The 20471-nt window shown below is 67.1% G+C and carries 22 protein-coding genes; 11 read left to right on the forward strand and 11 right to left on the reverse strand.

Annotated elements, in window-relative coordinates; genetic code table 11:
* Positions 1–101 precede the first annotated feature (101 nt).
* Together AB0H42_RS24905 and AB0H42_RS24910 are read left to right on the forward strand one after the other, a co-directional pair.
* Positions 102–875, forward strand: coding sequence for a helix-turn-helix transcriptional regulator (locus tag AB0H42_RS24905; protein WP_357059853.1), 774 nt, complete (start codon positions 102–104; stop codon positions 873–875).
* Positions 876–975: 100 nt separating this feature from the next.
* Positions 976–1164, forward strand: coding sequence for a DUF397 domain-containing protein (locus AB0H42_RS24910; protein WP_357059855.1), 189 nt, complete (start codon positions 976–978; stop codon positions 1162–1164).
* A 141-nt stretch (positions 1165–1305) separates the two neighbouring features.
* Here AB0H42_RS24910 and AB0H42_RS24915 read toward each other — a convergent pair whose 3' ends face one another.
* The 3 genes from AB0H42_RS24915 to AB0H42_RS24925 form a co-directional block, all read right to left on the reverse strand.
* A complete protein-coding gene (locus AB0H42_RS24915) occupies positions 1306–1752 on the reverse strand; it encodes a nitroreductase family deazaflavin-dependent oxidoreductase (protein ID WP_357059856.1) in 447 nt (148 codons plus the stop codon).
* A gap of 119 nt (positions 1753–1871) precedes the next feature.
* Positions 1872–2693, reverse strand: coding sequence for a mycofactocin-coupled SDR family oxidoreductase (locus tag AB0H42_RS24920; protein WP_357059859.1), 822 nt, complete (start codon positions 2691–2693; stop codon positions 1872–1874).
* A 116-nt stretch (positions 2694–2809) separates the two neighbouring features.
* Positions 2810–3499, reverse strand: coding sequence for an isochorismatase family cysteine hydrolase (locus AB0H42_RS24925; RefSeq protein ID WP_357059861.1), 690 nt, complete (start codon positions 3497–3499; stop codon positions 2810–2812).
* 212 nt (positions 3500–3711) lie between these two features.
* Between AB0H42_RS24925 and AB0H42_RS24930 the strand changes: the two genes are divergently transcribed.
* Positions 3712–4194 (forward strand): GNAT family N-acetyltransferase, encoded by a 483-nt coding sequence (locus AB0H42_RS24930; RefSeq protein WP_357059864.1) that lies wholly within the window; start codon positions 3712–3714, stop codon positions 4192–4194.
* 60 nt (positions 4195–4254) lie between these two features.
* Here the strand turns inward: AB0H42_RS24930 and AB0H42_RS24935 are convergent, their stop codons facing one another.
* Positions 4255–4842, reverse strand: coding sequence for a TIGR03086 family metal-binding protein (locus AB0H42_RS24935; RefSeq protein ID WP_357059866.1), 588 nt, complete (start codon positions 4840–4842; stop codon positions 4255–4257).
* A 62-nt stretch (positions 4843–4904) separates the two neighbouring features.
* Between AB0H42_RS24935 and AB0H42_RS24940 the strand changes: the two genes are divergently transcribed.
* Genes AB0H42_RS24940 through AB0H42_RS24950 form a run of 3 tightly spaced genes read left to right on the forward strand, consistent with a single transcriptional unit; the run spans position 4905 to position 7941 of the window.
* Positions 4905–5921 (forward strand): YafY family protein, encoded by a 1017-nt coding sequence (locus AB0H42_RS24940; RefSeq protein ID WP_357059869.1) that lies wholly within the window; start codon positions 4905–4907, stop codon positions 5919–5921.
* A gap of 34 nt (positions 5922–5955) precedes the next feature.
* Entirely contained in the window at positions 5956–6867 is a 912-nt protein-coding gene (locus tag AB0H42_RS24945; RefSeq protein WP_357059871.1) for a MerR family transcriptional regulator, read from the forward strand.
* 12 nt (positions 6868–6879) lie between these two features.
* A complete protein-coding gene (locus AB0H42_RS24950; protein ID WP_357059873.1) occupies positions 6880–7941 on the forward strand; it encodes a hypothetical protein in 1062 nt (353 codons plus the stop codon).
* 31 nt (positions 7942–7972) lie between these two features.
* Here AB0H42_RS24950 and AB0H42_RS24955 read toward each other — a convergent pair whose 3' ends face one another.
* From AB0H42_RS24955 to AB0H42_RS24985, 7 genes are all read right to left on the reverse strand, one after another.
* A complete protein-coding gene (locus tag AB0H42_RS24955) occupies positions 7973–8332 on the reverse strand; it encodes a thiocyanate hydrolase (protein WP_357059875.1) in 360 nt (119 codons plus the stop codon).
* A gap of 18 nt (positions 8333–8350) precedes the next feature.
* Complete coding sequence (gene scnC / locus AB0H42_RS24960) at positions 8351–9073, reverse strand: thiocyanate hydrolase subunit gamma (RefSeq protein WP_357059876.1); 723 nt, start codon at positions 9071–9073, stop codon at positions 8351–8353.
* 30 nt (positions 9074–9103) lie between these two features.
* Complete coding sequence (locus tag AB0H42_RS24965) at positions 9104–9925, reverse strand: SH3-like domain-containing protein (RefSeq protein ID WP_357059879.1); 822 nt, start codon at positions 9923–9925, stop codon at positions 9104–9106.
* Positions 9926–10145: 220 nt separating this feature from the next.
* Positions 10146–11108: a class 1b ribonucleoside-diphosphate reductase subunit beta gene (gene nrdF / locus AB0H42_RS24970; RefSeq protein WP_030521968.1), complete on the reverse strand. Its 963-nt coding sequence runs from the start codon at positions 11106–11108 to the stop codon at positions 10146–10148.
* A 169-nt stretch (positions 11109–11277) separates the two neighbouring features.
* Complete coding sequence (locus AB0H42_RS24975) at positions 11278–11499, reverse strand: hypothetical protein (protein ID WP_357059882.1); 222 nt, start codon at positions 11497–11499, stop codon at positions 11278–11280.
* Between the two features lie 157 nt (positions 11500–11656).
* A complete protein-coding gene (locus tag AB0H42_RS24980) occupies positions 11657–12634 on the reverse strand; it encodes a dioxygenase (RefSeq protein ID WP_357059884.1) in 978 nt (325 codons plus the stop codon).
* A gap of 185 nt (positions 12635–12819) precedes the next feature.
* Positions 12820–13902 carry an ABC transporter substrate-binding protein gene (locus tag AB0H42_RS24985; protein ID WP_357059887.1) on the reverse strand — a complete coding sequence of 361 codons (1083 nt, stop codon included), beginning with the start codon at positions 13900–13902 and terminating at the stop codon, positions 12820–12822.
* Positions 13903–14421: 519 nt separating this feature from the next.
* Here AB0H42_RS24985 and ctaD point away from each other — a divergent pair.
* From ctaD to AB0H42_RS25010, 5 genes are all read left to right on the forward strand, one after another.
* On the forward strand, positions 14422–16161 hold the full coding sequence (gene ctaD, locus AB0H42_RS24990) for a cytochrome c oxidase subunit I (protein ID WP_357059890.1): 1740 nt from the start codon (positions 14422–14424) through the stop codon (positions 16159–16161).
* A gap of 243 nt (positions 16162–16404) precedes the next feature.
* Positions 16405–17622, forward strand: a complete 1218-nt coding sequence (gene serB, locus AB0H42_RS24995; protein ID WP_357059892.1) for a phosphoserine phosphatase SerB — start codon at positions 16405–16407, stop codon at positions 17620–17622.
* Positions 17623–17776: 154 nt separating this feature from the next.
* Complete coding sequence (locus AB0H42_RS25000) at positions 17777–18568, forward strand: aminoacyl-tRNA hydrolase (protein ID WP_357059895.1); 792 nt, start codon at positions 17777–17779, stop codon at positions 18566–18568.
* A gap of 3 nt (positions 18569–18571) precedes the next feature.
* A complete protein-coding gene (locus tag AB0H42_RS25005; RefSeq protein WP_357059897.1) occupies positions 18572–19207 on the forward strand; it encodes a histidine phosphatase family protein in 636 nt (211 codons plus the stop codon).
* 129 nt (positions 19208–19336) lie between these two features.
* Complete coding sequence (locus AB0H42_RS25010) at positions 19337–20170, forward strand: ABC transporter ATP-binding protein (protein ID WP_357059900.1); 834 nt, start codon at positions 19337–19339, stop codon at positions 20168–20170.
* Positions 20171–20471: the final 301 nt, after the last annotated feature.

A 20471-nucleotide genomic window follows, 5' to 3' on the forward strand; every position in this document is an offset into this window, starting at 1 on the left:
CGGGATCGATCGGAACTCGCAGCACGTTTCCCGGTGCCTGCCTACGATTGTTCTCGAACTGAGAAACGCCGGGCGATTCGTTGAGAAACAGGGGAGGCACGATGCCGAGCAAGGCGGATCTCAGCGGCACCACACTGCCGCGGCGGCAGCTGGGGAGAGCGTTGCGGGACGCACGTCACGCACGCGGTTCGACGCTGGAACAGGTGGCCCGGGAGACCGAGTTCAGCCGGGCGACATTGAGCCGGATCGAGCTGGGGCAGTACGAGCGGATCAAGGTCCGGGAGGTCGAATTCCTTTGCCGTTACTTCGATCTGCCGGAAGATCGCACCCAATATCTAAATACCATTGCGGCGCAATCGAATACGAAGGTCTGGTGGCAGAACTATCGGCACTTTATGCACGAGGGATTCAGTTCCTATCTCGAGCTGGAGGCCTATGCCACCGATTTCCGGTTCTTCCAACCGTTTGTGATTCCTGGCCTTCTTCAAACGGCCGACTATGCCAAAGCGATCTACCGCGCCTACGCGCCGGACGACCCCGAGCAGCAGATCGACAGCCGGGTAGAAATGCGGATGCAGCGCCAGCGACGGCTCGCGCAGCGCCGCTCGAGAGCCCGGATGGAGTACTTGTTGCACGAGAATGTGCTGCACACGGTGGTTGGTTCGAAGCGGACCATGGCGGCTCAGTGCCGGGCAATCGCCGATACGAGCACACACGACAACGTCACTCTGCGGGTGCTGCCTTTCGCCGCCGGGCTACCGACCGGTGATGTCGTCCAGCCTTTCATCGTGCTCGACTTCCCGGACAGCGAACCGGCTGTAGTCCACTCGGAGGGCGCAATCGGCTCTATGACTTCGAGGATTCCGATGATGTGACGCGGTTTCGCGCACTATACGAAACGCTTCGGTTCGCGGCGCTCGATGAGGTGACCTCGCGGGATCGAATACGGAGAATCGCAGGGAGATACGACCAGTGATGGGCGAATTATCGGGTGTGCAGTGGTTCAAGTCGTCGTACAGCGGGGGTGGCGGCGACTGTGTCGAAGTCGCATGGCTGGGATCGGGGCGGGTCGGTGTCCGGGATTCCAAGAATCCGTCCGGTCCCGCGCTGGACATCGCACCGGCGGACTGGGATGCCTTCATCGCCCACATGAGTGGAGCCTGAAATGATCCCCCGGCGTCTCAGGACGCCGGGAACCGGGCGTCGACCTGAGCGCGCCTGACAGTGTGCTTGTACGCGTGCGCCCAACTCGCATCGGCGGCTACCGGCTGCGGTGGGGCACCGTGGAATGGTCGTGCGGCGTTGTCAGATGTTCTCGATCCGGAACAACACACAGCGGCCCGCCAGGGCGGCGAACTCATCGGGGTCGTCGCCGGTCACTACCCCGGATTTGATCATGACCGGTACGCCGGTGGGTACGAGTCGCGGGAACTCCCGTAGCACCGGCTCGCTCTCCGCCGCCGGAACCTCCACCAGGCGCACGGTCCGCGTCTTCCGTTTCGTCTTCAATTCGACGGTCTCCGCGGCCTGCACATTCTTCACCCAATCGGCACCGGGAATACCACCCAGAACGTATTCGGCACCATTGAATTCGAACGGGGTCACCGGTGTGGTGCGTGGCTTTCCCGAGGTCCGCCCGGGTACCGTGAGCAAAGTCACGGGTAGGGAAACTCCGACCCGGCCGACGGCGACCATCACCCGATTCATCGGCTTCAGCCAGCGTGGGATCTCGACACGGTTGTCATCTGCCATTCGCACACCTCTTTGTACCCGTGGTTCGATGAGCACGTCACCTTCCCGGCGATGACGAGCCGTCCGGCGCCGACTCGCTGCCGCGGCGTGCAGATGCTTGGTGGACCGGAGAGAGTGGATCAGACCGTGTGGGTGCTCAGGCCGCCGGAGATGGTGATGGCTTCGCCGTTGTAGCGGCCGCCGGAGTCGGAGACCAGTAGCAGGACCAGTTCGGAGACCTCTTCCGGCTGGATCAGCCCGCCCCCGGCCTCGAACATCGCCATGGCGTCCTCGCGGGTGGGGTTTTCGTGGTCGGGCATCAGCTCGCGGTAGGTGGCGGGGTTCATGATCATGTCGGTCTGCACTCCCGAGGGCAGGACCGCGTTCACGGTGACGCCGTGTTCCGCGACCTCCTCGGCCAGCGATTTCACCAGGCCGACCACACCCCATTTCGCGGCGGCGTAGTGGCCGGATCGGCGGGCGCCCATGCGGGCGACGATGGAGGCGGTGGCGACGATACGGCCCGAGCCGCGCTCGATCATATGCGGGACGACGGCGCGGAAGCTGTGGTAGACGCCGGTCAGGTTGACGTCGATCATGTCCTGCCAGGTCTGTTCGGGCATGTCGGTGATCAGGGCGTTGGATGCGATACCCGCGTTGGCCAGGAGGATGTCGATACGGCCGAATTCGTCGATGGCGCGGTCGGCGACGGCGTAGAGCTGTTCCTGATCACGGACGTCGGCGGTGACCGGGACGCAGCGGCGGCCGGTGACGCCGACCAGTTTCACCGTCTCGGCGAGGTCGTCCTCCGAAGCCAGTGCGTAGGGCACGCTCGCGATCGGCGCGGCGATATCGCACAGCACGATATCGGCGCCCGCCGCGGCCAGTGCCACCGCATGCGATCGGCCTTGTCCGCGCGCCCCGCCGGTGACGACAGCGACTCTTCCGTCCAACTTCCCCATGGTTTCTCCGCTCGTCCGCTCGTTGTCCCCATCCTCACATTGCCGGTGAGCGTTGCAGGTCGGTTCGGAGTGTTGCCACCATTGATGTCGGCGGGATCCGGCGATTCCGGCAGAACTCAGCTGTCTGCTCCACTCGGCCCGGCCGCTCCGATCATGTCCAGCACTTCCGACGTCGGACGCACGTCCCCGAACGACCGGTAGATGGTGTGCAGGGTGGCATTGTGGTCGCGGTCGCAGCGTGCGGCATTCGCGTCGGCGACCATGATCACCCGGAAGCCGAGGGTGCTCGCATCCCGTGCCGAGGATTCACAGCAGACGTTGGTGACGGTGCCCGTGATCAGGACCGTGTCGATATTCCGCTGTTCGAGTAATTGCGGCAGGGGGCACCGCCCCGGGAAGAAGGCGCTGAACGCGGACTTCTCGACGAACACATCGAGATCGCCGGTTTCCAGATCGGGCCACACGCGACTACGCGGCGGTCCGGAACCACCTGAGTGACTGTAGGTTTCGGCGTGCTTCGCCCCGAAGAACTCGATCGCGTGCGGAATCGGCCCGCCCGCTTCGGGCAGTACCCACACCACAGCCCCGCCCGCGGTGCGCAGGGTGCGGGCGAGGGTGTTGATTTGCGGCACGATTGCGCGACAGTAGGCGTTTCCGGCGACGTGGAACGGCACCATATCGATCACCACCAGCGCGGTGCGCCGCGGGTCGAGGCCGGGATAGGCGAACCTGCGGCCACGGTGGTCCTCCTGGCGAAGATACTCGCGCTCGTCGATACGCCAGTCGTGCGGCGCGGTGCGAATCATGCTGACGTCCAAAATATTTCAGCCTCCCACCGGTCGGCCGCGTGCGCTGCGGGATGACATGGCAGCCGGCGTTGTCGAACCGGCCCACGTCACCATACTTCCCACGGGACCGGCGTATCAGCGCGATGGGGCCGGGCCGTTCGCTCGGTGCCGACCGGATCGCTGCCTGCGACGCGGCGACACGGGTGTACCGGCTGCGCGACAATCACCCGATGGATCTCACCACGGTGCACGTCCGGCAGTTGCAGGTGGCGGAGTGGGCCGTTTTCCGGCAGATCCGGCTCCGATCGCTGGCGGACGCGCCCTATGCGTTCGGGTCCACCCTGGACGAGGCCCGGCGGCGTGGGGAACGGGACTGGCGCGAATTACTCGTCCGGCGTGCGCAATTCGTGGCAGCCGCCGCCGATACCGCGGTGGGGACGGTCGGGGTCACCGGAGACGGCGGCGTATTGCACCTGATCTCGATGTGGGTCGCCCCGGAAGCGCGGGGAACCGGAGTCGCCGATCTGCTGCTGCACGCGGTGCTGGATCACGCCCCCGTCCGCGGCGGCGACCGGATCCGCCTGGAAGTCGTCGAAGGGAATATCGCGGCCGAACGCCTGTACTTCCGCCACGGGTTCCGGCGGACCGGCGTCCGGGGGACTGTCGGCGGCGGCGATTTCCGGCCAGAGTTCGAAATGGTCCTCGACCTGTAGGCGGACCGGCCCGCCGCACCGTTCGGTCGGCGACGCGGTGCGGCGGGCGCGCGCCAACGGTCAGTGGCTCTCGGGCCGGCTGCGGCCGAGGAAAGCGGCCAGTCGCTCCGTCGGCCCGGCCGCGGCGGGCGGCTCGACGCGAACGCCGAACGGTGACCCGGGGCCGCGGAACGCGTCACTCAGCGCCCGGTCGGCGATGGCCTGTGCCTTGGCCACCAGCGCCGGATCGGCCTCGGCGGGCTGTCCGATGGATACGGCCAGGTCCCAGCCGTGCGCGACGGTTTCCATGAGATACCCGCCGACGGCGAGCCCGCCGGGGGCCTCGCCCCAGGGTGCGAGGAGCCGGCGGGTCAGCAGTGCGTCGTCGGCCCACCGGTCGAGGGCGGCGCTCGACCGTTTCAGGTAATCCTCACCGGGACAGCTCATATCGATCTCCGCTCGGGCGGGGAGCGGGCGCGGGTCGGCGCCGGTAGCGGTCGCCACCAGTTTGGCCGGATGACAGGAGAGGTGCTCGAGCAGCGCGCGCACATCGAAGTCCGTGCAGGGGGTCGGGGCGCTCCACTGGTCGGGGCGGACCGCGGCCATGAGTCCGGCCACCCACTCCTGGGCCGCGGCGAGGTCTGATCGAAAATCCGGAATCTGGGTCATAGGAGCAGTCTCGGGCATACAAGGTGACATCTGGTGTCACCTTTCTGTGCGATTCTGGAGAAATGCGCGCGGACCGTTTGCTTCAGATCGTTCAACTGCTGCGTCGGTACGGGCGGATGAGTGCCGCCGAGCTGGCCCAACGCCTCGAAGTCACCAAACGGACGGTGCTACGCGATATGGAGTCGCTGTCCGCCGCCGGTATCCCGGTGTACGCCGAACGTGGCCGCGGTGGCGGATTCGCCCTGGTCCCCGGGTTCGAACCGGATGCCGAACAGCTCACCGCGGAAGAGGCCCGCGCGCTCTTCGTCGCGGGTGGACGAGGTACGGCCGAAGCGCTCGGCCTGGGGAACTCGTTCTGTCGCGCGCTGCACAAGCTGTCCACCGCTCTGCCCGACGATCAGCACCGCCTGGTCACGCACGTGCGGGATCGGATCGTCCTCGACGCCGGCGGCTGGCACCGCGAACCGGCGGTGCTGGACGCACTGGCCGCGGTGCAGGCCGCGGTGCTCGACGACGAGCGAATCCGGATCCGCTACCAGTCGAGACAGGCCGACACGCCGGGCGACCGGACCGTCGATCCGTGGGGGCTGCTCCAGGTCGGCACGACCTGGTACCTCGTCGCCGCCCATCGCGGTCGGCCGCGCAGCTACCGGGTGTCCCGGATCAGCGCCGTGCACCGGCTCGGTGAGCCCGGCCGGCGGCCGCCGGACCTCGATCTACACCAGGTGTGGCGGCAGATGCGCGACGACTTCCGTGGGGCGCCCGCCACCGAGATCGTGCTGCGCGTGCACCGGCCGCGATTACCGCTGGTGTTGCGGTCGCTGGCGGTGACCGCGCTCGGCGACCCCGAACCCGTCCCCGACGAGCCCGATGCGCACCGGCTGCGAGTGCGCAGCGTGGAAGGGGCGGCGGCCATGCTGGTGGGATTCGGCGCCGAGGTCGATGTCCTGGCCCCGGCGGAGCTGCGGGATCGGATCATCGCGATCGCGGAGGCAGCAGGGGAACATCATCGGACGGCGTCACGGCGGTCGGATACGGCCGAAGTGGAACTCACGCCATACGGACGGAATTCTCGTTGACTCTCCATCTACTGGAAGGTTCAGGCTGGTTTCCGTGAGTGACCACGAGGCACTGTTCACCATCGGTGAGTTGGCACGCCGCACCGGATTGTCGGTGCGGACCATCCGGTTCTGGTCGGACTCCGGAGTCGTGCCGGCGACCGGCCGGTCGCCGTCCGGCTATCGGCTCTACGACACCGAAGCGGTGGCCCGGCTCGATCTGGTGCGCACGCTCCGCGAACTGGGCTTGGACCTGCCGACTGTGCAGAAGGTGTTGCGGCGGCAGGCCACCGTGGCCGAGGTCGCCGCATCGCACGCCCGCGCCTTGGACGCCGAGATCCGCACCCTGCGGATCCGGCGCGCGGTGCTGCGTTCGGTCGCTCATCGAGGAAGCTCGACCGAGGAGATGAGAATCATGCACAAGATGGCGAAACTGTCCGCCGCCGAACGCCAACGGCTGATCGACGACTTCGTGGACGCCATGTTCGACGGGATAGCGGACGACGCGCCGGGCGCGAATATCGCGCACGGAATGCGAATGCTCCCCGCCGAACTCCCCGACGACCCGAGTCCGGAACAGGTGGATGCCTGGATCGAGTTGGCCGAACTGGTCGCCGACGCCGACTTCCAGGCGCGTTGCCGGCAGATGGCGGTGGCCGGCGCCGCCGGCGACACCGGGCCCGAAAGCACAGTCGACCCGGTCCGCGTATCCGAGCACGCTTCACGTGCGCTCGCCGAAGGCGTCGCACCCGGATCCGGCCGCGGCAAGGAGGTGCTGGAGCAGATCATCGACGCCGGTCTGTCCGCGGCGGATCGCCGGCGGATCGCCGATCGGACGGAGGTGTTCACCGACCGCCGGGTCGAGCGGTACTGGGCACTGTTGGCGGTACTCAACGGCTGGCCGCGGCGGGATTCCCAGGTTCCGGCCTGGGAGTGGTTCATCGACGCCTTGCGCGTCCACGGGTGACCCGCATCTCCGGTGCGGCGGCACCATCGCCGCACCGGAGACGCGTCCCGGCGGGCCTTTCGTGGAGACGCGCCGACATTACGACACACCGCGATTTCAGTCGTATTCTTTGCGCGACAACACTTTACGGCTATCGTCCCGCTAATGGTCGGCTCCGCACACGAGGCGATGCACCGCCTGTTCCAACACGATCCCGGCGTCTTCGCGCGGGCGTTCCGGGCACTAAAACTGCCCTTCGACGATCCGTCGGAGGTCGCGGTTCTCACCAACGATCTCACCGAGGTCCGGCCGCTCGAGCGCCGGGTCGACACCCTACTGCGCATCACAACGGTCGGCGGCACGCCGTTCCTGCTCCTGGTGGAGGCGCAGAGCCGGCGAGATGCGGACAAGCCGAGCGCGTGGGCGTACTACCTGACCCACTTGCACGCAAAATATCGGCTCGGCGTTGTGCTGCTCGTCGTGTGCCAGGAGACCGCGACCGCCGAGTGGGCGGCCGAACCGATCACCATCGGCCTGCCGCACTGGCCCACCGTCACTGTGCGTCCGCTCGTGCTCGGGCCGCACAATGTTCCGGTCGTTACCGACTCGAATATCGCCTCGGCCGATATTCCGCTGGCCACTCTGTCGGCGATTACGCACGCCAAGGATCCCGGCGTCGATGCCATACTGAAAGCACTCGCCGATGCTCTGCACAGCCTCGGCAACGAAGAAGACCTCCACGTCTTCGCCGAACTCACCGAACTCGGCCTCGGTAACACGCCGGCCGCGGAAACTTGGAGCAAACTGATGAGCGTGGACCTGTCGTTCTACCGTTCGAAGACGTCCCAGCGCCTGCGTGCCGAGGGGCGCGTCGAAGGGCGCGTCGAAGGGCGCGTCGAAGGGCGTGTCGAGGGCAAGCTCGAAGAGGTGACCGACAAGACGCTGCGCCTGTTGCAGGCTCGCGGTATCGCCGTTCCGGCCTCGGCCGAGGAACGTATCAGGAATTGCGCGGACCTCGACGTCCTCGACCGCTGGTTCGACCGGGCCATTACCGCGTCGGATATCGCGGAGGTGTTCGCCGACGAGGTGTACTGACCGGTGCGGTTGCGGTTCGATGCCGGTCGGTTCACTCTCCCGCTTCGAGTCTGGCCCGGACCTGCTCGATATGGTCGGCCAGTTCGGCCTCGTCGATGATCTCCCGGGCGATCAACGAATGCGCCAGCGCGACGAGCTGATTCTCCGGGAACGGCAGCGCCGGATACACCTCCCCGGTGAGACGGTCCTCCTCGTCACGCCGAGCGAGCAGCGGTAGCGCCGCCCCTTCCCGGTCGAGGGCGTCGCATATCCCGTCCAGACTCGACTTCCACGGCGGAGACGGGTTCTCGACGCCGTACTTGCCGGCCATCCGTGACCACACCTGCCCCCGGGCGATCATCTCTTCCAGCAACTGCACTCTGACCCGCGTGACGTCCTCGCTCACTGGCATCTGTTGTCCTCCGGTCCATCAATAGTTCTGCGCCGGGTGCACCGCGGTGTGCACGGGGCGTTCCACGTCAGCGGTGCGTCCGGGCTTGGGCAGAGCGACACCGATCAAGCAGTCACGTGTCACGATCTGCGTGAGCTGCTCCTCGTTCCATCCCTGCGTGCCGTCCGGACGTACCGGCAGCACCATGAACCGATGCTTGGAATTGGAGTCCTCGACCCGGATCCGGACGTCTTCGGTGAGGTAGAGGCCGAATTCGGCGAGTACCTGACGCGGCCAGCGGACGAGCCGGCGGCGGTAGTTCGGCGTCCGATACCACTCGGGCGAATTCCCGAGCAGCGGGCGGGGATAGCAGGAGCACAGGCTGCAGCAGACCACGTGATGCAGCGTCGGCGTGTCCTCGAGTACGTGCAGTGCGGTGAAATCGCTGGGCGTGCCGAAGCCGGTCGGTTTCAGCCAATCGATGCCGACCTCATGGCATGCGGTGATGGCGTCGTCCAAGGCGAGCTGCTTGAAATCGGGGTCGGACCACGCTTTCGCGACGAACCGGGCGCCCGGCGCCGGACCGAGTTGCTCGAAATACTCCGTATACCGGCGGTGGTCCTCGGCGGTGAACAGTCCCTTTTCGATCGCGAGCTCGCGGAGCGCGATCTCGAGCACCTCGAAATCGGTGACCTCCTCCACCATCGGCGCGGCGTGCCGGGGAGCTTCGGAGTCCTCGCCTTCGTTCGATATCCCGCTCATCGCGTTCCTCTCACTGAGGTGTAACCCGGTCTACGAGATCGCCTGGAGCCAGGGCTCCGATATTTCCGCCTGCAAGGTGTCGCCGGGGGACCCCTGGTACGGATCCCACAGATCTGTCATATCGAAGCGCACGATGTAGAACCATTCGGGGCGCCGGTCCTCGCGGTCGAAAGCCTCGTCCTCCGGTATCGGGCTCTCGTACGACACTGTGACGACCGTCCCCGGTTTACCGCGCAAATACTCCTGGGTGCGGGTGTAGAAGATAGTCGGAAGGTCACGCACCACCACCCGGTCACCGACCCCGAACCGGGGAGTGTCGGCCTGCCCGGCAAAACACTGGGGATCGCCGTAGCCGACCGCGTCACGGTGATGAATGTTGCGCACCACCTCGGTACCTTCTCCGGTGCCGCGGGGCGCGGCCGCCAACGGGCCGGAGCTGCCCGCGCTGCGCTCCCGGACCTCCTGGGTTCGTTCGAGCAGTTCACGCAGCGTGATATGCCGTTTGTCGATGAGGCAACGAGCGGCGGCCAGCACCCAGCGGCCGTAATAGGGAAAGCCGAGATACTGCGTCCGCCCGACATCGACGTTTCCCAGCCGGCGGCGTTCCTCGGAAGTCCAGATGCCCCGCCAGCCCAGCACCTCGCAGGTGATGAACGTATTGAGCTCCCAGACCTCCTCCTCCTTTTCTTCGGAAACAGCCGGCGCATCCGGTTCCCCGCCCACATCGTGCGGGGTTTTCATGAATGCCCGGAAAAGCTCGTGATCGATCTGATCGGGGTAGGGCCAATCGCGGAGCTGGTGTAGTGCGACGCGCAGCTGACTTACGTAGTCGTCCATGACCGAATTTGCCATGATCGCCATCTCCCTGAAGTGGGTAGGTCGCCATCAACCTTAACGGCGGGCGGTCGGACGCTCCGGTTGCGAAACCATCAAATCTGTGACTCGGTTCCGGTGGCGCCGACCAGCCGCTACTCCGGTTCGATATATGAAAATCGGGCCGGCGTCGCTATGACGCCGGCCCGATTTCCGGCTGTCCGGTGACAGAACCGGACGGGACCCGATTCACCGGGGATCAGAACTCCCAGTCCTCGTCCTCGGTGTTGACCGCCTTGCCGATGACATAGCTGGAACCCGAACCCGAGAAGAAGTCGTGGTTCTCGTCGGCGTTGGGGGACAGGGCCGACAGGATGGCCGGGTTGACGTCGGTCTCGTCCTTCGGGAACAGGCCCTCGTAGCCCAGGTTCATCAGGGCTTTGTTGGCGTTGTACCGGAGGAACTTCTTGACGTCCTCGGTCAGGCCGACCTCGTCGTAGAGGTCCTGGGTGTAGTCGACCTCGTTGTCGTAGAGCTCGAACAGCAGCTCGAAGGTGTAGTTCTTCAGGTCGTCGCGTTCGGCCTGGGTGACCTGTTCGAGTCCGCGCTGGTACTTGTAGCCGATGTAGTAGCCGTGCACCGCCTCGTCACGGATGATCAGGCGGATCATATCGGCGGTGTTGGTGAGCTTGGCGCGCGAGGACCAGTGCATCGGCAGGTAGAAGCCGGAGTAGAACAGGAAGCTCTCCAGCAGGGTGGAGGCGACCTTGCGCTTGAGTGGGTCCTCGCCGCGGTAGTACTCGAGGACGATCTCGGCTTTGCGCTGAAGGTTGCGGTTCTCCTCCGACCACCGGAAGGCGTCGTCGATCTCGCGGGTCGAGCACAGAGTGGAGAAGATCGAGCTGTAGCTCTTGGCGTGCACCGACTCCATGAACGCGATATTGGTGAGCACCGCTTCTTCGTGCGGGGTCAGCGCATCGGGAATGAGACTGACCGCGCCGACGGTGCCCTGAATGGTGTCCAGCAGGGTGAGGCCGGTGAACACCCGCATGGTGAGTTGTTTCTCGTCGGCGGTGAGGGTGTTCCAGGAGGGGATGTCGTTGGACACCGGGACCTTCTCCGGCAGCCAGAAGTTACCGGTGAGCCGATCCCAGACCTCGGCGTCCTTCTCGTCGGGTACCCGATTCCAGTTGATGGCCGAAACCCGATCGATGAGCTTCATGCTGCTTCCACACCCTTCCCAACGAATCCGACGACTGCCCTGCGCGTGCCGTAACACTACCCCTTGGGGGTCGAATCACCGAGCGCTACCACAACTTGTGTTTCGCGCGTCGAATGCGCTAGGAGCGGGAGGTTTCGGCGCGCGTGGGACCGCAGGCGCCGAGCGTACTTCAGTCGTCGGTCGGCGGTTTGTGGTGGCCGTCGGATCTGTCGTCGCTCGACGGCGCCATGGCGAGACCGAAGGCCAGTCCGAAGCCGATACCCAGCCCGATTCCGAGTGTCAGGTTGTTCAACACGACGAGGCCGAGCGGGATGCCGATCGCCAGTCCGATGGCGATCCCGATACTCAGCCGGCTCGCGAGTGAGCGATCACCCTCAGCCTTGCCGCCCATACCTCGACGGTACGCCCGCTATGGCTTTCACCTGCGGAAACAGGGTCTCGGAACGGTTGATGTCCGGTTGCGGACCGGTGGCTTCGGCGGGGGCGGGCGCCGGTGCGGGCCGTGTTTCTCGGTCAGCCGGCCGGATTATCGTTCCGCGGCCGCCGGGTCAGTTGTCGGAGGACGTTCCGCCGCCGGGAGGTGGGCCCGCCGGCGGAGCGCCGCCGGGTCCCGAGCCACCCGCGGGCGGTTCCGGCGGGGTGCCGCCCTGGCCGGGACCACCCTCGGCTCGATTCGCCGACTTCTCGGCTACGCCGATGGTGAGTGAGACCTCCATCCCGCGCTTCGGGTCGCCGGTCACCGTGGCCAGCTCGGCGTCCCAGCCGTCACCGAAGACATTGTCGCCGGCCAGCGTGACCTCCCCAAGGTTCGGCACGCTGCGGGCATAACCGGAGTCGGCACCGAACACCTGCTCGCACGCTTCCTGGGGCAGCGCGATCTGGGAGGTCAGCCGGGCGTTATCCCCGGCGACCGCGGTCTCGAGGCTGTCGTAGACCTCGAAGTGGATATGCGGCCAGCGGCCGGAATAGCAGGCCGGGAAAATCGAGGTGAAGCTCACCTGCCCGGCCTCGTCGGCGACCTGGACCCCGCGCAGATAGTTCTGTTCGGTGATGTCCCGGCCGTAGAGCGAGTATTCGCCGTCGCGGTCGCAATGCCACAGGTAGAGGGCCATACCCTTACCGGCGGCGCCGTCGCGCGCGAGATCCTGCAGGGTGAGCCGGATGGTCACCGGCACGCCCTCGGCGGTACCGGTGTACGAACCGAAGCTGCCGGTGATATCGGAGCGGACGACACCGGACTCGACCAGCACATTGGGCCCGTTGGAGCCGTCACCGGGATACGGTCCGGCCGTCTCCTGCGGCGCGGCGGCGACCGCGGTGCCGCTCGCGGCGGCGGTGGATGATGCCGAACCGGTGGTCGTGGTGCCGGTGCCGGACGAGCAGGCCGCGGCCACGGATGCGGTCCCGACCGCGCCCATGAGCCACAGCGCGCGCCGCCGGGACAGCATCACCGACATATCGTGGGCGAACCCGAGATCGTGTTCGTGGGGTAGTTCCGTTCGTGGCCGTTCAGGTCGTTTCCGCACGTGCGCACCTCTTTCCGATGGGGTGCCAACCACGGTAGGAACGCTGTCTGGCGGATTGCTGGAGCCGCACTGTGAGTCCTCTGTGGACCGATCGCCCCCGCTCGGCGGACGACTGTCGTCGCGCGGTACCGAGTTCCGGACCCGTACCAGCGGCCGCTGCTCCGATCGGGTGTGCGCGGGAAGCGTCAGTCCATGACGTAGGCGTTGAGGGTGTCGCGGATATCGGTGAGCACCGCCCGCGCCGCCGTGAGACCGGTGGTGTGCCAGAGCGTGTCGTCGACCACGAAGGTGCGATTGTCGGCCACTGCCCCGAGTTCCTCCCACGGCTGCGAACGCATCACCGATTCCCCGTGCTCCTGCCCGTCCGCGCCCGCGAACAGCACATAGATCAGGTCGCCTTCGGCGGCCACGGGATCGGATTCGTCGATCGGCGCGGAGTTGTCACGCTGCGCGGTGGGCCGGGTGGCGCCGGTGCCGGCGAGGATCTGCGCGGCGAAGGTCTCGCTGCCCAGGTACTCCGTACCGCCCGGGGTGAAACGCACGATCGAGGCCTGGACGTAGCGGGCATCGAGGGTGGCGCCGGTATCGGCGGCCTCGGTGTGATAGGCGTCCAGCGCCGCCGTGGCCGCCCCCTGGCGGCCCATTGCGCCCGCGAACGCGGTGAACTGCTTCTCCCAGTTCGGCTCCGCGCCGACCAGCACCGTCGGGGCGATCGCGCTCAATGCCTCGTAGCCGGCCCGGCCGGCCGGCACCTCACCGATGATCAGGTCGGGGTCCAGCCGGGCGATGAGTGCCGGATCCGGGTCGGCGGCGGTACCCACACCGGGGATCTCGACGACCCCGTAACCCAGATAGCCGGGCTGCGGCACGGGACCCGGGAGGGTGGTCGTGCCGACCACCCGCTCCCACAAACCGACCGCGCAGGTGGCGTCGAGCGCGGGGGTGCCCAGCACCACGATGCGCTGCGGATCCGCCGGGACCCGGGACTCGCCCGACGCGTGCCGGACGGTACGGCTCGGTCCGTCCGCCGGATCGGGCGCGGACGGCATCGGGCAGGCCTGTGTGGTGTCGCGCTCGATACCGACCACGCCCGCCCCGGCGATATTCGTCGTGGTGCGGATGATCGAGGCCGAATCGTCGGGATGGCTCGCGCACGCGGACACCGCCAGCGCGGTGCAGGCGAGCACGGCGCCCAGGATCCGGCCGGTCCGCCCGGAGATCCGGGGCTCACGCGCGGCGGGGGTGTGGACAGCGGGGCTCACCGGCATGCCGGGAAGGGTACACGGCAGTGTTGTTCGGCGCCGCCTGCGGCGTCGCGGGGTCGAGGCCCCCTTGGTCTCGCCGTTTCGGCCTCGGGACTCGAGCCTTCGGCTCATGCGCTTTCGAGGCCGAAACGGCGAGACGGGCCTCAACCCTTCGAAAACTCGACGCATGCGGGTTACGTCCTTTCTGTGCGGCTGTGCGGCTGTGCGGCTGTGCGGCTGTGCGGCTGTGCGGCTGTGCGGCTGTGCGGCTGTGCGGCTGTGCGGCTGTGGCGACATGGACGGTGAGCGGGGTCGGTTACTCCGAGGCGTGCGGCCGCCACTGATGTCCGGCGGGTGTTCGCTCGGGAAAGAGTGATCGGCAGCCCCGAGTACGACAGAGAGTAGGACCCGGGGGACCCCGCTTCGGCGGACGGTTTACGATTCGAGAAGCGCAAGCTAACCGTTGGCCGTCCGGGCGCACCGGGCGGCGGGCAAAAACAGTGGAGCCTGCGGAGCGACCTAAAGGCACCTTCAGGAGGATCAGTGACTGCCGTAGAGCCCAAGCCAGTCCCGCAGGGGGTGGAAGCGACTCGGCCATTTCCGGCGCGAACAGGGCCGAAGGGGTCGTTCATCTACAAGATGGTGACCACCACGGACCCGAAGGTCCTGGGTGTCATGTACTTGACCACCTCGATGGCGTTCTTCCTCATCGGTGGCCTGATGGCCCTCATGATGCGTGGTGAGCTCGCTCGTCCCGGTCTGCAGTTCCTCTCGCCCGAGCAGTTCAACCAGCTGTTCACCATGCACGGCACGATCATGCTGCTGTTCTACGCGACCGCGATCGTGTTCGGATTCGCCAACATCATCCTGCCGCTGCAGATCGGCGCCCCCGACGTCGCCTTCCCGCGCCTGAACGCTTTCAGCTACTGGCTGTACGCCTTCGGCGCCACCATGGCGACCGCCGGATTCATCACCCCGGGCGGCGCCGCGGACTTCGGCTGGACGGCCTACGTGCCGCTCACCGATATCCTGCACTCGCCGGGTGTGGGCACCGACCTGTGGATCATGGGCCTGGCCGTCTCCGGTCTGGGCACCATCCTCGGCGGTGTGAACATGCTGACGACCGTGGTCTGCCTGCGCGCTCCGGGTATGACCATGTTCCGGATGCCCATCTTCACCTGGAACATCGCCGTCACCAGCGTGCTGGTCCTGCTGGCGTTCCCGCTGCTGACCGCCGCCCTGATGGCACTGGCCTACGACCGGCACCTGGGCGGCCACATCTACGACCCGGGCACCGGCGGCATCCTGCTCTACCAGCACCTGTTCTGGTTCTTCGGGCACCCCGAGGTCTACATCATCGCGCTGCCGTTCTTCGGCATCGTCTCCGAGATATTCCCGGTCTTCAGCCGTAAACCGATCTTCGGTTACACCACCCTGGTCTACGCGACCCTGGGCATCGCGGCCCTGTCGATCGCGGTGTGGGCGCACCACATGTACGCCACCGGCGCGGTGCTGCTGCCCTACTTCTCGTTCATGACCTTCCTCATCGCGGTTCCGACCGGTGTGAAGTTCTTCAACTGGATCGGCACCATGTGGAAGGGGCAGCTGACGTTCGAATCACCGATGTTGTTCTCGGTGGGCTTCCTCGTCACCTTCCTCTTCGGTGGTCTGTCCGGTGTCATCCTGGCCAGCCCGCCGCTGGACTTCCACGTCACCGACTCCTACTTCGTGGTCGCGCACTTCCACTACGTGCTCTTCGGCACCATCGTGTTCGCCACCTACGCCGGTATCTACTTCTGGTTCCCGAAGATGACCGGCCGCATGCTGGACGAGCGGCTCGCGAAGTGGCACTTCTGGACCACATTCCTCGGTTTCCACCTCACCTTCCTGGTCCAGCACTGGCTGGGCGCCGAAGGTATGCCCCGCCGTTACGCCGACTACCAGGCCGGTGACGGGTTCACCACGCTGAACACCGTCTCCACCATCGGTGCGTTCATCCTCGGCGCCTCGATGCTGCCGTTCCTGTGGAACGTCTTCAAGAGCTACCGGTACGGCGAGGTGGTCACGGTGGACGATCCGTGGGGCTACGGCAACTCCCTGGAATGGGCCACCAGCTGCCCGCCACCGCGGCACAACTTCTACGAACTGCCGCGGATCCGCTCCGAACGTCCCGCTTTCGAACTGCACTACCCGCATATGATCGAGCGGATGCGCACGGAAGCGCACGTCGGATTCACGGGCGATGCCAAGCATCATCCCGAGGAGACGCTGGTCAAGTCCTAGCGGGTCCTCCGGTTCTGTCCCTGTGCACCCGCCGACCTCGGTCGGCGGGTGCACTTGTATGTCGGCGTTGTCGTGAAAGGTGAGAGAAGGGGGTCGTCCACGGGCGGGAGGCGGCGTGTACTTACATTGTTGTGGGCAGGTCCGCGGGTCCTGCGATCGTGCGCAGCGTGGCGCTTCGTGCCCGGGGTCGTGCGGACCTCGACCCGCGCCGCCGGAGGCGGCGCCGAAAATACAGGAGTTGTTGTGGCCGAGACCACCGTGCTGGTCACCGTTACCGGGCCCGATCGTCCCGGTGTGACGTCGGTTCTGCTGACGGCCATGTCGCGGCACCGGGTGAGTCTGCTCGATATCGAGCAGGTGGTGATCCGCGGCCGGCTCACCTTGGGTGTGCTGATCAGCTGTCCGTCCGACCCCGAATCGCTGCAGGACGAGCTCGAGGAGGCGATGAACACCGTCGGCATGCAGGTGGACGTCGATATCGACGCCCACGTCGCGCGGGCCCCGGTGTCCACGCACGCCGTCGTAGTGCTCGGGTCGCCGGTGACGGCACGGGCGTTCAGTGCGGTGTCCCGGGAACTGGCCGGGCTCGGCGCGAATATCGACACCATCCGCGGTATCGCCGACTACCCGGTGACCGGGATGGAACTCATGGTCACGGCGCCGGATCACGGCGGGGATACCGATTCCCGGTTGCGGACCGCGCTGGCGGATGTGGCAGTCATCGAACGGGTCGATATCGCGGTGGAGCCGGCCGGGCTGGCGCGGCGGGCCAAACGACTGATCGTCTTCGATGTGGACTCCACCTTGATCCAGGGTGAGGTGATCGAGATGCTGGCCGCCTACGCGGGCGTCGAGGAGCAGGTGCGGGAGGTTACGGAGGCGGCGATGCGCGGGGAGATCGACTTCGCGGAATCGCTGCGACAGCGGGTGGCGACGCTGGCCGGACTGGACGAATCGGTGATCGGCGAGGTCGCGGCGACGATCGAGCTCACGCCCGGCGCCCGGACCACCATTCGGACGCTCAAACGGCTCGGCTTCCGATGCGGGGTGGTCTCCGGTGGATTCCGGCAGGTGATCGACCCGCTCGCCCGCGAACTCGACCTCGATTTCGTCCGGGCCAACGTCTTGGAAGTGGTCGACGGCAAACTCACCGGCCGGGTGGTCGGGCAGATCGTGGACCGCGCCTACAAGGCGACCGCGCTGCGGGCCTTCGCGGCCGAATCCGGGGTGCCGATGGAGCAGACGGTCGCGGTGGGCGACGGCGCCAACGATATCGATATGTTGAACGCGGCCGGCCTGGGCGTGGCGTTCAACGCCAAACCCGCGCTGCGGGAGGTCGCCGATACCGCGTTGTCGCACCCCTACCTGGATGCCGTGCTGTTCATCCTGGGCGTGACCCGAGACGAGGTCGAGGCCGCGGACGCCGAGGACGGGCTGCTGCGGCGGGTACCACTGGGGTGAATTGTATTGGTCTGGGGCCGAGCCGGACTCGGCACCGCGAGGGGGTTCGGTGTCGGTGCGTGGGTAGGCTGTCGTCCGGTGAAGCTCGGGTGTTGGGAGGGTTGGTGGAATGCCGGATAGTAGCGTGACGGAAGTAGCGGCGAACGGTCGCGAGATGGATGCGGAGCCGGACTTCCCGGAAGTCACCGATCCCGAGTTCCTCGCGGACCCGGGGTTTTCCGAACGGCACGCCGAACTCGCCGCGGGGTACGGGAAGCTGGGCGATCCCGAGGATCCCGCGCAGGTGCAGGCGATGCAGATGGTGCTGTACCTGCCCAAGACCGATCCGCCCGCGCGCAGCGATGTGCTCGCCGCCGCGGCGGCCGCGGCGGTCGCACTGTGCCTGGACCCGCGCGTCGGGTACGAGGGCGAATGGGAGCAGCGGTATCTGGCGTGGAAGCGCGCGCGGATCAGGAAGGTCGCCCGGCGGGCGCGCGGGGCGCAGTGGGCGGCCGCGAACGAGGTCCCCGGGGTGACCGTGGAAAGTGGCGGCGCGCTGGTGCGGGCCCTGGTACCGGGGCCCGTGGGGGAGGTCGATCCACGGATCCGGCGCCTGCAGATCGGTGGCACCGATCTGGAATCCGACGATCCCGGGCCGGTGCCCCTGGACGTGCCGGTGTTCTGGGTGAACGCAGAGCTCGGGATGACCGTCGGTAAGGCCGCCGCGCAGGTCGGGCACGCGAGCATGCTGTTCGCCGGTGCGCTGCCGGTGGAACAGGCCCGGATCTGGGCGCAGCGTGGGTTCGCCTGCGCGGTGCGCGAGGCCGGGCCGGACGAGTGGCAGATGCTGCGCGCGGCCGTCACCCGCAGCGCGGCGACCGCGGTGCGCGACGCCGGTTTCACCGAGGTCGCGCCGGGTTCGACGACCGTGATCGCCACCCGGCCCGCGCGGCCGGACCAGTGGTAGGAGATGCGTACCGTCCACGTCGTCACCCACCCCGAGGCGACGCATCATGTCGACCGGGTGGTCGGCGGCTGGTACGACTCCCGGCTCACCGCGGCGGGTGAACGCGCCGCGGTGGCCGTCGCGCATGCCCTGCGGTCGCGGATCCCCGGCGACGCGAGCGTCGAAGTGTTCTCGTCAGATCTCCGGCGGACCGCGCAAACCGCCGCGGCGATCGGGGCCGAGCTGGACGTGACACCGGTATACGACGAGCGGCTCCGGGAGAAGTCTTACGGCGCGGCCGGTGGACGGCCCCAGCAGTGGCTCGACCAGCGGTTCGTACCGCCGCCGGCGGTCGGCGACCGGATGGCGCACGACGAAGGTATTCCCGGCGCCGAAACCCGGGCCGCGTTCGCGCGGCGTGTCTATGCCGCCATGCACGCGATTCTGGACAGCCGCTGCGCGAACCAGATCATCGTCACCCACGGCGGCACTCTCACCTTCGTGCTGGCCGCGTGGATCGGAATGCCGCTGGAAGCAACCGGTTACGTGGCCTTCCACGCCCCCTCCGGCAGTATCACGGAACTGTGCGAGGACGACTTCTACCACAACCGCCGGATCGAGGCCCTCGGCGATACGCGCCACCTCCCGGCCCACCCCTGAGCCGTTGCGTCCGGGCCTCCACCTGCCCGTCCTGTTTGTCGCATACTGCCGGTCCGGGCGGTCTTCCGCGCCGGGGCCGCGGCGAATCGCGGGTGCCCGGTGCCGCGAGCGTGTTCGCCTCGAGACAAGATGGAGCGCGTGGCGCACCCCGATCCAGATCTGCTCATCGACTTCACCAATGTTTCCATCCGCCGCAACGGGCACAATCTCGTCGGCCCGGTGACCTGGCAGGTCGAACTCGACGAACGCTGGGTCGTCCTGGGCCCCAACGGAGCCGGTAAGACCTCGCTGTTGCAGGTCGCGGCGGCCGAGACCCACCCCTCCTACGGCACCGCCTACGTACTCGGCGAACGGCTCGGTAAAACGAACATCAGCGAATTGCGGCCCCGGATCGGCCTGTCGTCCGCCGCGCTGGCCGCGCGTATCCCACCGGAGGAGCGGGTCGCCGATCTCGTCGTCTCCGCCGGTTACGCGGTACTCGGCCGCTGGCGTGAGAAATACGACGACGTCGACACCGACCGTGCGATCGACATGCTGGAAAGCCTGGGTGCCGAACACCTTCTGGACCGCACCTACGGCACGCTGTCGGAAGGTGAACGCAAACGGGTCCTGATCGCCCGTGCCCTGATGACCGACCCGGAGCTGCTGCTGCTGGACGAACCGGCCGCGGGCGTGGACCTGGGCGGCCGTGAGGAATTGGTGGAGAGCCTGGGCGATCTGGCCTCCGACCCCGACGCCCCGGCGCTGGTGCTGGTCACCCACCACGTCGAGGAGATCCCGCCGGGATTCACCCACTGCATGCTGATCAGTGAGGGTGAGATCGTCACCCAAGGTTTGCTCGACGATGTGCTCACCGCCGAGAACCTGAGCGAAGCGTTCCGCCAGAACATCGCACTGGACCGGATCGACGGCCGGTACTTCGCCCGCCGGAAGCGCCGATTGGGGCGGCACCGGTCGCGGTAGGGATCCATCGGGGGCCGGAAAGCGCGAAACTTCGGGATCGGTGATGAAGCCGCGGGCGAACGACAACCGGCACAGCAGAAGGCCGGGCACGCATTCCACGGTCTCGGTGCCCGGCGCCGTGCGGCCAACCGGGGAGCGGGAGACCGCGGTGGCCCGCGTCGCAGGCGTGGCCATGCGCCACCCCGACCCTCGAATGCCGACGTAACCCACATGCGTCGAGTTTTACGAGACACCTCCAAGGTTGAGGCCCGTCTCGCCGTTCAGGCCTCGAAGCGCATGCGCGAAGCGCGAGTCTCGAGGC

Source organism: Nocardia sp. NPDC050799 (genome assembly GCF_040654015.1).
Classification (GTDB): domain Bacteria; phylum Actinomycetota; class Actinomycetes; order Mycobacteriales; family Mycobacteriaceae; genus Nocardia.

Excerpts from the sequence above, each read along its gene's own strand:
- AB0H42_RS24905 (WP_357059853.1), top strand. The coding sequence starts at position 102 with ATGCCGAGCAAGGCGGATCTCAGCGGCACCACACTGCCGCGGCGGCAG.
- AB0H42_RS24910 (WP_357059855.1), top strand. The coding sequence starts at position 976 with ATGGGCGAATTATCGGGTGTGCAGTGGTTCAAGTCGTCGTACAGCGGG.
- AB0H42_RS24915 (WP_357059856.1), bottom strand. The coding sequence starts at position 1,752 with ATGGCAGATGACAACCGTGTCGAGATCCCACGCTGGCTGAAGCCGATG.
- AB0H42_RS24920 (WP_357059859.1), bottom strand. The coding sequence starts at position 2,693 with ATGGGGAAGTTGGACGGAAGAGTCGCTGTCGTCACCGGCGGGGCGCGC.
- AB0H42_RS24925 (WP_357059861.1), bottom strand. The coding sequence starts at position 3,499 with ATGATTCGCACCGCGCCGCACGACTGGCGTATCGACGAGCGCGAGTAT.
- AB0H42_RS24930 (WP_357059864.1), top strand. The coding sequence starts at position 3,712 with ATGGATCTCACCACGGTGCACGTCCGGCAGTTGCAGGTGGCGGAGTGG.
- AB0H42_RS24935 (WP_357059866.1), bottom strand. The coding sequence starts at position 4,842 with ATGACCCAGATTCCGGATTTTCGATCAGACCTCGCCGCGGCCCAGGAG.
- AB0H42_RS24940 (WP_357059869.1), top strand. The coding sequence starts at position 4,905 with ATGCGCGCGGACCGTTTGCTTCAGATCGTTCAACTGCTGCGTCGGTAC.
- AB0H42_RS24955 (WP_357059875.1), bottom strand. The coding sequence starts at position 8,332 with ATGCCAGTGAGCGAGGACGTCACGCGGGTCAGAGTGCAGTTGCTGGAA.
- scnC (WP_357059876.1), bottom strand. The coding sequence starts at position 9,073 with ATGAGCGGGATATCGAACGAAGGCGAGGACTCCGAAGCTCCCCGGCAC.
- AB0H42_RS24965 (WP_357059879.1), bottom strand. The coding sequence starts at position 9,925 with ATGGCAAATTCGGTCATGGACGACTACGTAAGTCAGCTGCGCGTCGCA.
- nrdF (WP_030521968.1), bottom strand. The coding sequence starts at position 11,108 with ATGAAGCTCATCGATCGGGTTTCGGCCATCAACTGGAATCGGGTACCC.
- AB0H42_RS24975 (WP_357059882.1), bottom strand. The coding sequence starts at position 11,499 with ATGGGCGGCAAGGCTGAGGGTGATCGCTCACTCGCGAGCCGGCTGAGT.
- AB0H42_RS24985 (WP_357059887.1), bottom strand. The coding sequence starts at position 13,902 with ATGCCGGTGAGCCCCGCTGTCCACACCCCCGCCGCGCGTGAGCCCCGG.
- AB0H42_RS25000 (WP_357059895.1), top strand. The coding sequence starts at position 17,777 with ATGGATGCGGAGCCGGACTTCCCGGAAGTCACCGATCCCGAGTTCCTC.
- AB0H42_RS25005 (WP_357059897.1), top strand. The coding sequence starts at position 18,572 with ATGCGTACCGTCCACGTCGTCACCCACCCCGAGGCGACGCATCATGTC.
- AB0H42_RS25010 (WP_357059900.1), top strand. The coding sequence starts at position 19,337 with ATGGAGCGCGTGGCGCACCCCGATCCAGATCTGCTCATCGACTTCACC.